Origin of the sequence: Acidovorax sp. 106 (assembly GCF_003663825.1) — a bacterium.
In the GTDB taxonomy this organism is placed as follows: domain Bacteria; phylum Pseudomonadota; class Gammaproteobacteria; order Burkholderiales; family Burkholderiaceae_C; genus Acidovorax.
Window position 1 is genome coordinate 249,289 of sequence record NZ_RCCC01000001.1, and the last position, 14,003, is coordinate 263,291.

9 protein-coding genes and 1 tRNA gene are annotated in these 14,003 nt (G+C 59.1%); 9 read left to right on the forward strand and 1 reads right to left on the reverse strand.

Features of this window, described 5'->3' with window-relative positions:
• Positions 1 to 292: 292 nt before the first annotated feature.
• The 4 genes from C8C98_RS01125 to C8C98_RS01140 all read left to right on the forward strand — a co-directional run bounded on the left by C8C98_RS01125 (position 293) and on the right by C8C98_RS01140 (position 5,411).
• The gene (locus C8C98_RS01125) at positions 293 to 2,095 is read left to right on the forward strand and encodes a DEAD/DEAH box helicase (protein WP_121452793.1); all 1,803 of its coding nucleotides are present in this window, start codon (positions 293 to 295) and stop codon (positions 2,093 to 2,095) included.
• A gap of 246 nt (positions 2,096 to 2,341) precedes the next feature.
• On the forward strand, positions 2,342 to 4,213 hold the full coding sequence (locus tag C8C98_RS01130; RefSeq protein ID WP_370450298.1) for a M14 family zinc carboxypeptidase: 1,872 nt from the start codon (positions 2,342 to 2,344) through the stop codon (positions 4,211 to 4,213).
• A 445-nt stretch (positions 4,214 to 4,658) separates the two neighbouring features.
• Positions 4,659 to 4,735, forward strand: a tRNA-Arg gene (locus tag C8C98_RS01135).
• 13 nt (positions 4,736 to 4,748) lie between these two features.
• Complete coding sequence (locus C8C98_RS01140) at positions 4,749 to 5,411, forward strand: hypothetical protein (protein ID WP_147436317.1); 663 nt, start codon at positions 4,749 to 4,751, stop codon at positions 5,409 to 5,411.
• Here C8C98_RS01140 and C8C98_RS01145 read toward each other — a convergent pair.
• Positions 5,408 to 5,692, reverse strand: coding sequence for a hypothetical protein (locus tag C8C98_RS01145; protein WP_147436318.1), 285 nt, complete (start codon positions 5,690 to 5,692; stop codon positions 5,408 to 5,410). The two genes, C8C98_RS01140 and C8C98_RS01145, sit on opposite strands and share 4 nt — an antisense overlap.
• Before the next feature lie 155 nt (positions 5,693 to 5,847).
• Here C8C98_RS01145 and repC point away from each other — a divergent pair, with 155 nt between their 5' ends.
• From repC to C8C98_RS01175, 5 genes are all read left to right on the forward strand, one after another.
• Positions 5,848 to 6,990: a replication protein C, IncQ-type gene (gene repC / locus C8C98_RS01150; RefSeq protein ID WP_121452797.1), complete on the forward strand. Its 1,143-nt coding sequence runs from the start codon at positions 5,848 to 5,850 to the stop codon at positions 6,988 to 6,990.
• A gap of 441 nt (positions 6,991 to 7,431) precedes the next feature.
• The gene (locus C8C98_RS01155) at positions 7,432 to 8,745 is read left to right on the forward strand and encodes an MT-A70 family methyltransferase (RefSeq protein WP_121452798.1); all 1,314 of its coding nucleotides are present in this window, start codon (positions 7,432 to 7,434) and stop codon (positions 8,743 to 8,745) included.
• Between the two features lies 1 nt (position 8,746).
• The gene (locus C8C98_RS21480; protein WP_147436319.1) at positions 8,747 to 9,652 is read left to right on the forward strand and encodes a hypothetical protein; all 906 of its coding nucleotides are present in this window, start codon (positions 8,747 to 8,749) and stop codon (positions 9,650 to 9,652) included.
• A 271-nt stretch (positions 9,653 to 9,923) separates the two neighbouring features.
• Positions 9,924 to 13,259, forward strand: coding sequence for a helicase-related protein (locus tag C8C98_RS01170; protein WP_121452801.1), 3,336 nt, complete (start codon positions 9,924 to 9,926; stop codon positions 13,257 to 13,259).
• Positions 13,256 to 13,948: a DUF4391 domain-containing protein gene (locus C8C98_RS01175; protein WP_121452802.1), complete on the forward strand. Its 693-nt coding sequence runs from the start codon at positions 13,256 to 13,258 to the stop codon at positions 13,946 to 13,948. Before C8C98_RS01170 ends, C8C98_RS01175 begins: the two co-directional genes overlap by 4 nt.
• The last annotated feature ends 55 nt before the right edge of the window (positions 13,949 to 14,003 follow it).

Below are 14,003 nucleotides of genomic sequence, written 5' to 3' on the forward strand. Positions count from 1 at the left end.
GAAGGCCGCCAAAGGCGGGCAGTTGTTTCGATAAAACGTATTGGGCCATTACTTGTTCAACCTGCGAAAGTGGGCAGAAATTCTGCGTTCAAACCGAGATTATCGGGCCATGCGACAATATGTGGCGTAACGGGCTCCAGTTGCTCGTCACATCAGCAGTTTGCTGGGGACGAAGGAATCACTTTCCTGGCTCCCAATCTTGAACCTCATCTGCCTGAGACTGGCTCAGCAACCCCTCTTTGGTTGCGACGACAGGCCGATACCCAGCGCCCGGACGGGCGCAATCTACGACATGAAATTTGAAGAACTGAATCTGGCTCCTGCCATCCTGAAGGCGGTGCTCGAACAAGGCTACGAGACACCCACCCCTATTCAGGCCCAGGCGATTCCCTCCGTGCTCGCAGGCCATGACCTGCTGGCCGGAGCGCAGACGGGTACCGGCAAGACCGCAGCATTCACACTGCCAATGCTGCACCGCCTCAGCCAGGGCACAGCCCCCAAAAGCAAGTTCGGCGGCAAGGGCGTCCGCGCCCTGGTCCTGACCCCCACCCGTGAATTGGCGGCCCAGGTTGAAGAGTCGGTGCGCGACTACGGCAAATACCTGGACATCAACTCCACCGTCGTCTTCGGCGGCGTTGGCATGAATCCGCAAATCGACCGCATCAAGCGTGGTGTGGATGTGCTGGTTGCCACACCAGGCCGTTTGCTGGACTTGCAGCAGCAAGGCTTCCTGGACCTCTCTACTGTCGAAATTCTCGTTCTGGACGAAGCCGACCGCATGCTCGACATGGGTTTCATCCATGACGTCAAGAAAGTCCTGGCGCTGGTTCCCAAAGACAAGCAAAGTCTGCTGTTCTCTGCCACATTCAGCGATGAAATCCGCGAACTGGCCAACACGCTGCTCAAGAACCCACAAAGCATCCAGGTCACGCCCAGCAACACCACGGTGCAACGCATCACCCAGGTGATTCACCCCGTGGGCCGTGGCAAGAAGAAGCAAGTGCTGCTGCACATCATTCAGCAGCACAACTGGAGCCAAGTGCTGGTATTCACCCGCACCAAGTTTGGCGCCAACAACGTTGCCGAGTTTCTGACCAAAAACGGCGTTCAAGCCATGGCACTGCATGGCAACAAGAGCCAGAGTGCCCGTACACAGGCCCTGGCGGGCTTCAAGAGTGGTGATATCCGCGCCCTGGTGGCTACCGATATTGCTGCCCGCGGCATCGACATCGACGATCTGCCCCATGTCGTTAACTACGAAATCCCCAACGTCTCCGAAGACTATGTGCACCGCATCGGCCGTACGGGCCGTGCAGGCGCCACGGGCGAAGCCGTGAGCCTGGTCTGCATGGACGAAGAAGGCTTCATGATGGACATCGAGCGCTTCACCAAGCAGCAGATTCCAGTGCAAGTCATCGAGGGCTTTGGCCCAGATGCAGGTGAAAAGGCAGAGCCCATTGCCATGGGCCGCCAGACGATCTGGGGCGGCGCAGGCAAGCCCCCAAGCCGTGACGTGATGCAGGCCGCCGCCAAGGCCGCCCGCAGTGAAATGATGGAACGCATCCGCACCAACAAAGCTGGCCAAGGTGCAGGCAGCGGCAATGGCGGCGGTGAGCGCGGCCCCCGTCCTGCCGGTGGCGGCAACGGCGGCGGCCGTGGCGGCCGCGCCGGTGGTGGTGCCGCAGCGAATGGCGGCGGCAATGGCCCGCGTGGCGGCCGTGCCGGTGGTGGTGGCCAGGGCGGCGGCGCACGCGCTGGCGGCCAGGCCCCTGCACGCGGTCGCTCCGGCGGCGGCGGTTATGAAGGTGGTGGTGGCGGCAATCGCTATGACGACTCGCAACCCCCACGCGCCAATGCCCACCTAGGCACGCACTCGGGCCACAGCAACCCAGGCAACCGCCACTCGGGCCATTCGGCGGGCGGCCAGCCTGACCCGATGCGCACCAGCGTAGACAGCATGGGCGGCGGCGGTCGCCGTGGTGGTGGCTACCGCAGTGGTGGTGGCAATGGCGGCGGTGGATACGGCGGCGGTGGCGGCCGCAGCAACGGCCCTCGCGGGTCTGGCGGCCCTCGCGGCGGCTCGTTCAACCGCTAAATTCATCCACCCGCTGAGGGTTTGAGTGCCCGACCTCCCGCAAAGATGCCTGGGATGTCGGGCACAGTCACATCTGAGCACCAGAACTGCAGATGGCCCGCAAACTCATTGCGTCCTAGGCGCACTCACACCCGCAGTGAAGGCTGATGTAAACCTGCAGCCACACGCCAACACCTCCTACGGGCATCAACGGGTAACATCCGCAAGTTCCGTGACGCCCTCTTGCGACCTTTACAGCCCCACACCATGACTTTGCGCTCCGCACTCTTCAATGCCCTTGGCCCCCAGTCAATGCCTGAGAGCCCCGAGCCAAGCGGCGGGTGGCGGCTGCATGCACTCACCGTAACCATCATTTCAGCGGCTTTGCTGACGGCGTGCAGCAGCACACCATTGCCACCGTGGCCCAGTGCCGGGGGCAAACCCACGGCAACAGCCCCCGCACCGTTGCCACGCACCGCATTGGCCAAGCAGGTTCCACCCCCACTAGGTACCACCCCGAGAGCAATCGAAGCCACCGCGACGCCAGTCCTACCAACCCCAGCTTTGGTGGGCAGAAACGAAGAACCACTCACGCCACCTTACGGCACAGCGGTGGCAGCACGTTTTCCTGATCCTGGCATCCAATACAGCACCCCTGGGCTTGAGAAAGATCGCCGTTCATTCACCACCAATGCCGAGCTAGCGCAATGGTTGACAGGGCTTGCAGACATGCGATCCGGGGCCACCCCACCTCCCCAGTTGCTTCATCTGGGACTATCTCAACGTGGCACTCCAATCTTGGGCTTGCTGCTGACAAAAGCCAAAAACCCCAGCCCAGCTGCACTGGAAACAACAGGCCGCCCCACCGTGGTCATGCTGGGGCAACAGCACGGGGACGAACCGGCAGGCGCTGAAGCGCTCCTCATCATGGCCCGCGAGCTGGCCCCCAATGGACTGCTCGACTCGCTACTGGACAAGATCAACGTGATTGTGGTGCCGCGCGCCAATCCCGATGGAGCCGAAGCAGGAACGCGCAACACGGCCAACGGCGTCGACATGAACCGCGACCACCTGCTGCTGCAAACCCCCGAGGCCCAAGCGATTGCACGCCTGGTACGCGACTACCGCCCGTTGCTTGTCATTGATTCACACGAATACACCGTGGCAGGCCGGTTCAAGGAAAAGTTCAATGCCATCCAGAAATACGATGCTTTGTTGCAACATGCGACGACAGCCAACTACCCTGAGTTTCTGACCAAAGCCTCCCTGGAGTGGTACCACGCCCCCATGGTGGCAGCCCTGAAAGAGCAAGGCCTGAGCAGCGAGTGGTACTACACCACATCCACCGACCGCGAAGACAAAAGCATTTCCATGGGCGGCACACAGCCCGACACCGGCCGCAATGTGCACGGACTTAAAAATACGGTAAGCCTGCTGATCGAAACACGGGGCGTTGGTATTGGCAGGCTGCATGCGCAAAGGCGGGTACACACCCAGGTCACAGCCATCACCAGCGCATTGCGCAGCACGGCCGACAAAGTGGGTCCACTGGAGCAAGTGCGCTCATTTGTTGCACGAGACACCGCCGCGCAGGCTTGCCGCGACCAAGTCGTAACCGAAGCCGCCGCCACCCCCACCCAGCGTGACCTTGTTTTGCTGGACCCAACCACCGGAGAAGATCGCAACCTGCGGGTGGATTGGAATTCCTCACTGAGCCTGCGCAAACTGCAGACCCGGGCACGCCCATGTGGCTACTGGCTGGATGCCAATGCAACCTCTGCTGTAGAGCGGCTCAAGCTGATGGGCATGCAAGTGATGAAGGTTGCCGAAGCAGGCTCGCTCCTCGCTGAGAAGTACCAGGAAACTGCAAGAGAAATCGGGGAACGGCGCGACGTGCGCGGTGCCATTGCAGCCAGCGGTGACACCATCCGTATCAAGGTGGCACCTGTGCGCGCAGCCATCGACGTACCCACCGGCAGCTACTACATTCCGCTGAACCAACCTTTGGCACACATCGCGGTGGCGGCTTTAGAGCCTGATACCCAGAGCAGCTACTTTGCAAACCACTTGATCGGCGAGCTGGAGCACACAGCTCGCGTCATGACCACCCCCTCCCTGGTTTTTGAGGAAGCCGACTGATTCGGACACAAAAAGCACCTCACCTGCTGCAAGCTGAACGGTCTGGCAAGGACCAAACAGCACATCGGCCTAGCAGGCATTGGTCCGCATATTTGCGCCGACAGCTCCGTAGGACAGGTGTCTGCGGGTTATCATCGGACTCTCGGGTTAAGCAGTGCACATGCACAGCGCCTCAAAACCTATTGAGGCTATCCCATCCATCTGCCCGTAGCTCAACCGGATAGAGCAATTGCCTTCTAAGCAAGTGCAATCTGAATTTCTTGATTTTTTTATACCGAAAAAATCATTACAAATCAACAACTTACAGATTTAAGTTAAAGTTAAATTTGTCAAAATTTTGCAGCTTTTTGCACTTTCCGGAGAGATTTTTGTGAGATGAAACTGTTGCCAAGACAGTTGCGACAGGAATTCTGGCTGACACTGCTCCCGTTTAGAATCGACACACCAGCCAGTAGCTCATCCGGATAGAGCAACGTCCTTCTAAGACGTGGGTAGGGGGTTCGAGTCCCTCCTGGCTGGCCAATCAAACCTCTGCATGGACTCTTCCCTCATCCTCGCCGATCTGCGTGAACAGTTTGGAGCCCGAAAGGCCGTGCTTTACGCCGAGGAGTTGGCCATAGCGCTGCACCGGACCACCAGTGCTATCTACACCCTGAAATCACGCGGCACCTTGCCGGTGCCCTGCTTCAAAGTGGGCGGACGTTTGGCCGTGTCGATCTATGACGTGGCGGATTGGCTCGCGGGAAACACGCCAAAAACAGCGCGCTCGAAGCCGCAGAAGCAGGCGGAAGTCTCAGTTCCTGAGCCGAAGAGACCCAAGGCGAACATGGGCGACTTTCTGATGCAGGTACGTGCCCAGCGGAAGTTTCTCGCCGAACTTGAAGTGGCTATTCAGCACCAACTGGAACAGGCAGGCGCCAGCCCAGTCCACACAGTTAGCCTGGCCGTTTTTGACGACCAGCCAGACCTGTTTTTCGTCGAATCCAACGGGCTCGTTCTGGCTTATGCACGCGATGAGGACGCTGAGCCACCAGATGACGGGGTGGACTTGGAATGGCTAACGTGGACTGCCGCCCTGGCAAGGCCATGGCAAAACGAGAATGCCCGTATTGGGTGGTTACACCGTGCAGAGACTTTTGCAGCGGGAACCGCCGCCCTTGTAGACGCAGAGCGCGAGGCGATCCTTCGACGCATCTAGTCGGGGATCAGACCGTCAACGGAAATAGTTTCCGGCACTTCGAGTGCCGCATATCCCCCGTCCAGAAAGCGGCACACCTGCACCGCTACCAGTTCAGGGAGTAGTCCATCGTCGATCAGAGCGGGTAACTCACGAAAAGCCGACGTAGCCTTGCTCACGATGTTCGGGTACCTGGCATACAGCAATACACCTTGTGCTGTCGCAAAAGCCTCCAAACACCGTTGTTCCGTTGCTGGCCCCAGCAACAGGAAGTCGGCACGCGCACGGGGGGAAAGAGACATGGGGAAGGGCCGCTCGGACAACAACCACGGATGGTACCTGCACTCCGCGTTTGTGCCGCCCCCTGCTGCCTGAACGCAGGCAGCCCTGCCCCATTCACTTGCTCAAACGCCCACCCATTTGCTAGGTTGGTGGCTCACTCACTTCAAGGAGCCACATGAAACCATCCCAACCCAGCACAGCCGCCCATACGCGCAATCGCCCCATCGACCAGAAGCGCCTAGCAAAAAGAACCATGCGCTATGCCGTGGACTACATGGATCACGCGCCCGTTTGGCAAGCGCCCATCTTCGCGCGAGGTCTGTTCAGGCCCACACAAAACGGGGCCCCGGCCCAGCCATTGGAAGTGCACTTCACCTCCAAGATTCAGGGCTCCCAGATGCACTACGTGGCGCGCAGCCCCCAAGCGCTCAACATGACCGACCAAGCCGTGTACTTTCACCTGTGCCAGCTCATGGCACAGAGCAAGCACCTTTTAGCGCCCGGCCATGAGAACTATGCAGCCTTCAAGAAAGCGCTGGGGCTGAGCGGCATGTGGGCAAACTCCCCGCTGCCGGTGGTTCGCGTCAAGCCCGCAGACCTCGCCGCAGGCACTGGCCTAACCCGCACCGGCACCAACGCCAAGGCCATGCTGGCTTCCCTTGCCCGACTATCGTGCACCACCCTTCAACGCCAGACGTTCGAGGCAGGAGCCGTGGCAGATGAAGGCCACAGCAGGTTCCTGGGTTTACTGTGCTTTGACACCGACGTATGGGTCGTGCTGAACCTCGAATCCGGGCTACACGCCCACCAACACAAGGGCGTGGCCTGGGTCAACATGCGCGAGCACCGCAGCCTGGCCAGCAAGCCCGCCAAGCGCCTGCATTCCTGGATGACGGCATGGGCCTCACCGTGGGAGCGCAAGATGGTGGCGCTCGACAAACTCTTGGTCAGCGTATGGGGCGAGCCGCCCGCAACGCCCGCCATCCGCAAGGACAGGATGCGCACGCTGCGCAAGGCCATTCAGGAGGTCGGCCAACTGGCGGGCTGGTCTTGCACATTGAGTGAGGACGGGCGGCACCTGTTAGTGCGCAAGCCCCTGTTTGCCGGAACTGCCGCGCAGGCCGAGCACTCGACGCCCTCACCAGCCGCAACGGAGGATATGACTGCTGCTGTGCCTGCCGCTGCCACGCCCACCAAAGCCGCTGCAATGCCCACCGAAACTGCTGCAACGGCCACCCCGGTCGCTGCCACGCCCACCGCCGATACGCTGGAAGCCGCGCCCAGCTTGGATTCTGATGAGCTTGTGTTCTCTCTCTAAGACCACCAAGGAGAGAATAAGACGAACCATGGTGGTGTGGGGCGAAGCCCCGTCGCTACGATGAGCGCCGAGGCATCGCCCATTGGATGAGACGCTGCATCTTGGGGGATAAAACGTTACTAGCCAAGGATAGAGGGTGATATCAATTTGATGCCATGCTACGGCCATGGGCGTGGAGATCCCCTCGTTCTGCGCTCTGCCACCTGACATCCGGCAGCAGCCACATGAAAACTAGCTGGCATGAAAATCGCTTGACGTTCGGGGCGCGAAAAGCTACATTAGCTGCATGAGTTTTTCGCTCTCCATCTACACCTCACATCTCCCTCGCCAGACTACGTCTGCGCGCATACGGCCGCTCTAAGCGGCAAACCTCACCCAGTTTCGCCGCTTCATCCCGCTTGCAAACGCAAGCGGAGGGTTCAACCCTTTTGGAGCACATTCATGCGAACTTCTTCTCTGGCCAATCGCGGCCAAAATCGTGTCGTTTCGACACAAAAAACCCCCTCCTGCGCTGGCCAATCCGTTGCAGCGGTAGACGCTGATAAGACGCACACTGCGTTGACTATCGACCCCTGCTGCGAGGCGTTCCCGCCGATGCAGCACGACGAATTCTTGGGGCTCAAAGCCAGCATCCAACGAAACGGTCAACAAGAGCCCATCATCGTATGGAACGACCGCATTGTGGATGGCCGCCACCGGCTCAAAGCCTGCCAAGAGCTCGGCCTTGAACCAATGATCAAGCGATTGAGCTGCGACTACGCGCAGGCGGTCAGCGCGACCTTCGCCGCGAACATCAATCGCCGCCAACTACGACATGGTCAGCTGGCTCTGCTGGCCGCGCAACTCGCAACCCGCAAGCCGGGCCAGACCAAAGCAGCCAAGCATGTTGGTGCCGTTCTTTCCCAACCAGAAGCTGCGGCCTTGTTTGGAGCAACGCGAGATGCCGTCCAGAAGGCTTGCCTTCTGATCCGTGGCAATAACACCGCTCTGCTGGACAGTGTTCACAACGGCACCATGAAGCTCAATGTGGCCTATGAAATTTATAAGAACGGTAAAACTGGCTTGCGAGCGAAAACGACAGAAAAAGAACGCGAAGCGCTGCAAGTAGTTGCTGGCTTGAAGGAACGGCTGGGCGAGGAATCTCGCAACTTGCGATTGATCAAACAAGCGGCCACCAGCGCCAAAAACTTGGCGCTGCCTACCGGTGCACGCCATTCCATCGTTTTGGCCGATCCTCCCTGGGACTACGGCATGGCGGCTGACCGATCACACAGCAGAGTCCTTCCGCACAATCATTATCCGACGATGACCGTTGCGGCTATCTGCGACATGGAGGTCGAGGAGATCGCGGCGGACGATGCCATGCTTTTCATGTGGTGCCCGGCCTCTTTGCTGCCCGACGGCCTCAAAGTCATGGCAGCCTGGGGGTTCGACTACTCCTCGAACTGGGTCTGGCACAAAAGCGGCGGCAGACTCAACTGCGGTGGCGGCACGGCGGCCATCCATCACGAACTGCTTTTAGTCGGCAAGCGTGGCGCTGGCCTGACCATCGTGGGCAAAAAGGCGAGGGAATCATCCGTTTTCAGCGCGTCGGTAAAAGGCCACAGCGCCAAACCCGCCGTGGTGCACGAGCGGTTGGAAAAGCTGTATCCCAAGGTTAGTCGCATCGAGCTTTTTAGCCGAGCGCAGCGAACGGGCTGGACCATGTTCGGCAATCAAGTAGGTGAGACGGTTGCAGAAAGGAAGGTGGCTTGATATGGCCTTTACCCATACTGACATCACGCGCCCCTCCGATATCGACCGAGAACTAAAACTGCCGCCTGCGGTACGCTACTTTGAAGCAGAACCTGTCAGGACCACGGCTACCCTTGCTGAATATCGCGATGAGGCTGGTCGATTGCACAACGAACATGGCTTTGCCGTGGCTCTTGACGACGGGACAGAGGAGTGGTGGCGACATGGCCATGCCCATAGCGTTGACGATTGGCCTGCCATTTCTTTGGGCAATTCCAGCGAACTTGACGTATTTGTTCCTTCGGGACTGCAAGGCGGCACCATTTGTGACCGGTTGGACTTCGGATCAGGGGCACTCGTGTGGTGTGAAGACGGTCTAATCCATCGCATTGGAGATCCAGCAGTACAGCTGTGCCCAGGAATCTTCAACTACTGCGAATACTGGCACATGGGCCGGAGACATCGAGCCGATGGACCAGCGCTCATCGACTGCTTCGAGAAGTGGTACTACCACGGCCTTCTCCATCGGTGCGATGGTCCCGCCGTAGTAAATACCAGCAGAAACCACACTGGGGTATGGGTCTGGTACGGAGAGGTTTTCTGTGATGGCGCCGAATTGGGCGAGGAAGACTTTCCGTTTCACGAGCCACCGCCCGCGTTCTACATGACCGCGCTGTTGAGCATGATGACTACGCCAGTGCTCCACGCGAAATCTATCGACGTCATCGTTGCGCGGATTGCGTTGCTGATGCCAGACTTCCCAGCCCTCTGGTTTGGGAGAGAAGGCTGCGAGTGGCACGAAATCCGCCGAGCAATCGCAATTTGTTTAGAGGAGCACACGACGGGAGTAGGCCCGAAAGCAAAGCGAAAACGAAAAGCCAAAATCGATGTCATTTCTCTGCCTGAATTTTTTCTGGACGAGGACTAGCCATCCAGTTGACTCAACTGCTTTCTGCCTCTGCTACGTCCCATCGCCCATAACTAGCTCAAAAAGGGCAGCCATTCCCGCCAGACCGGAACATGCCCATCCGGGCACAACCACGGCCCTGGCGGGCGCACCTCCCCTTTGCCGCATGGCTTATCCCAAAACCTAGCCAACACAGATCGTGATGGCTTGGAGCTAAGTCCGGTCGCAATTGCCTGGGTTCGGGCATCCCCTCCTTCGCTAAGATGTAACCAAGGAGCGGCGGGAAATTGGCATGAAACTCATCGACAACATCAACGAACTGCTGGGCGACGACATCAAGCAGTCGGTTCAGCCAGGCGCACGCCTCAAAATCGCGGCCTCCTGCTTCTCCATCTATGCCTACGAGGCCTTGAAGCGCGAGTTGGAATCGGTGGAATCCTTCGAGTTCATCTTCACCTCGCCGTCGTTCATGCCCGACGAGGCAACGGACGCGGCCAAGAAAGAGCGGCGGGAGTTCCACATCCCCAAGCCACCATCGGACACCAAAACCGAGCGCAGTTTTTATGGCACCGAGTTCGAGGTGCAGCTCAAAAACAAGCTGACCCAGCGCGCCATTGCCCGTGAATGCGCCGACTGGATGCGGCGTAAGGCCAAGTTCCGCACCAACAGCGGCAACGCGCCCATGCAGCAGTTTGCTGCGGTACAAACCGCCAGCGCGACGGGAGACATTCCCAATGCCGTTTACATGCCCTTGCATGGCTTTACTGCCGTTGATTTGGGCTACCAGCCTGGCAACGCCGTATCGAACATCGTCAACAAGTTCGACGAGCACGCCAACACGGGCGTATTCCTGAGCTTGTTCGACCAGATTTGGGCCGATCCCGCCAAGCTGAGCGACGTAACCAGCTTGGTGTGCGAGCACATCGCGTCGGTGTACCAAGAGAACTCGCCCGAGCGCATCTACTTCCTGATGCTTTACAACATCTTCAACGAGTTTCTGGAAGACCTCAACGAAGACGTGCTGCCCAACGACCGCACGGGCTACCTCGACACGCTGGTGTGGCAAAAGCTCTTTAACTTCCAGCGCGACGCCGCCACCGGCATCATCAACAAGCTCGAAACCTACAACGGGTGCATCCTGGCCGACAGCGTGGGACTGGGCAAGACCTTCACGGCGCTGGCCGTCATCAAGTATTACGAGCTGCGCAATCGGTCCGTGCTGGTGCTGTGCCCGAAGAAGCTGGCCGACAACTGGTTGACCTACAACCGCAATCTCAAAACCAACATCTTCGCCAAGGACCGGTTCAACTACGAGGTGCTGTGCCATACCGACTTGCAGCGCACCAGTGGTGAATCCTTTGGCACCCCACTGAACCGGGTGAATTGGGGCAATTACGACTTGGTGGTCATCGACGAGTCGCACAACTTCCGCAACAACGACGCCTACAAGGACAAGGAGACACGCTACCAAAAGCTGATGGACTCCGTCATCAGGCAAGGCGTGAAGACCAAGGTGCTGATGCTTTCGGCCACCCCCGTCAACAACCGCTTCAACGACTTGCGCAACCAGCTGGCGCTGGCCTATGAGGGCAACTCCCTTCAACTTGGCGACAAGCTGCACACAGAGAAAGACGTTGAAGAGATTTTTCGCAGGGCGCAGGCTGCGTTCAACAACTGGACCAAACTGCCACCGGAAGAGCGCACTGCCAATGCCATATTGGGGGCCTTGGACTTCGACTTTTTCGAGCTGCTGGACAGCGTAACGATTGCCCGATCCCGCAAGCACATCGAGACGTTCTACGACACCAAGGACATCGGCACCTTCCCCGAACGCCTCAAACCTCTGTCGTTCCACTGTCCGCTGACGCTGCGCACGGATGTCATTGGCTTCAACGACATCTTCAACCAGCTCTCGCTCTTGAAGCTGGCCGTGTATGCGCCTGTGGGCTACATCCTGCCTAGCCGCATCAAGAAGTACGAGGACATGTACGACACCGAGGTGGCCAGTGGCGGCGGCAAGCTCAAACAGGCCGACCGCGAAAAGAGCTTGCAGGCACTGATGACCGTCAACCTGCTCAAACGCCTTGAAAGTTCAGTCGCCTCCTTCCGGCTCACCTTGCAAAGCCTGCAAAGCAATCACCAGAAAGCGCTGGCCCAGATCGCTGCATTCAAGCAAACGGGCCGCGCCAGGCCGTTCACCGACCAGGCATCGGCTTTTGAGGATGCAGATTTCGACGAGGAAGAACTGCCCGAGTTTGACGACACGGGCGAGAGCAGCACGGGCGGCAAGGTCAAAATTGACCTTGCCGACATGGACCTGCCATCGTGGGAATACGACCTGAGCGCCGACCTGGCCGTGATTGATGGCCTGCTGGCCGAAATGGACAAAATCACCCCGGCTGACGACGCCAAGCTCCAACACCTCAAAGCCCAGATCGAGCACAAGCTGGCCAACCCCATCAATCCGGGCAACCGCAAGCTGCTGATATTTACCGCGTTTGCAGATACCGCCAACTACCTTTACGACAACCTGGCGGCAGGCCTGTTCCAGGCCCACGGAATTCACGTTGGCAAGGTTACGGGCACCACAGAGCCCAAAACCACACTGCGGCTGACCGCGAACCCGCGCCAAGGCATCGACTTCCAGACCATGCTCACACTCTTTGCGCCCCGCGCCAAAGAGAAGGCACTGACCCTGCCCCACGAGCCCGGCGAGATTGATGTGTTGATCGCCACGGACTGCATCTCCGAAGGCCAGAACTTGCAGGACTGCGACACCGTAATCAACTACGACATCCACTGGAACCCCGTGCGCATCATCCAGCGCTTCGGCCGGGTGGACCGCATCGGTTCGCCCAACGCGCGCATCCAGTTGGTCAACTACTGGCCCGACATCAGCCTGGACGAATACATCCGCCTCAAAGAGCGGGTGGAAAGCCGCATGATGATTGCCGACGTTACGGCCACAGGCGATGACAACGTGCTGTCTGCACAGTCCAACGACGTGGCCTACCGCAAGGAGCAATTGCGACGTTTGCAAGAAGAAGTCATCGAGATGGAAGACCTCAAAACAGGGGTGTCCATTACCGACCTCGGGCTCAACGACTTCCGCATGGACCTGTTGAACTACGTCAAAGCCCACGGCGACCTGTCCCGCCTGCCCAATGGCCTGCACGCCGTGGTGCCCGCCGATGCAGAAAAAGGCTTGCACCCCGGCGTGATTTTCACGCTGCGCAACCGGCTGCTCAGTGGGACGTCTGGGGCGGTGGTACGGCAGAAGAACCGCCTGCACCCCTACTACTTGGTGTACATCGGCATGGACGGCACCATCATTGCCGACCACACCGAGGTCAAGACCCTGCTGGACCTGGCCCGCAACGCCTGCAAAGGCCGTGGGGAGCCAGTGCCCACCGCCTTTGAGCCCTTCAATACGGCCACCAGAGATGGCCGCGACATGACGGTGTATTCATCCCTGCTGGACCAAGCCATTCACTCCATGATCAAGCGCCAGCAAGAGCAGGACGTGGACAGCCTGTTCTCGCCGGGCAAGACCAGTGCCTTGGTGCACGACGTGGCAGGGCTGGAAGACTTCGAGCTGGTCAGCTTCCTGGTGGTGCAGCCTGCATGACCCATCCAGCGACTTCGCCAACGACTGCCCATGCCCTGTTCGTCTGGCCTGCAAAAGCCGCAGTGTCCCGCCCTGTGGCAAAAGCCAAAATCTATGCCCATGCCAAGCCCAGCGCCGCATTGCGCGCGCTGTTTGTGGAGCAGATCGAGAGCATCACCTGGGCGTACAAGTTGGCCCCGGAGAGCATCAACCTGCCCGCCAAACCAGAAGTGCCTGAAATCGAAGTGTTTGAAATCGCCTTGAAGCTGCCGGATGTCAGTCATTCGGTACTTCGGTGCATCGACAAGGCCATTCCGTTCCCCATCCTGTTTGTTCTGCGGCAAGATGGCAAAAGCCGACCCATCGCCGCCTACAAGCGCCCCAGTAATGCCGCCAGCGACCAGTGGGTGTTGGGCGACTACCATGCCGCGCCGTGGCAGCCGGACAACTTGCCGCGCCACGGCTTACCCTTTGCGTTGGATTTGCAAGGCCTGTACGAGCAGCTTCTGCGGCAGCACCTGGCGGTGCCCGCTCGGGCTGGCGAGACTTTGCGCGACCAGCTGGATCGGCTAACGCAGCTTCAAGCCAAGCAGGCCGCAGCGGCCAAGCTGGAAACCCAGCTGGCCCAAGAAAAGCAGTTCAACCGCAAGGTCGAAATCAACGCCCAGTTGCGTACCATTCGCAGCGAGCTTCAAGCACTGGCCTTGTGAACCGGGCCACTACAATTGCTATATATTTTATAGCTTATAGCGCTTACTGAATAAG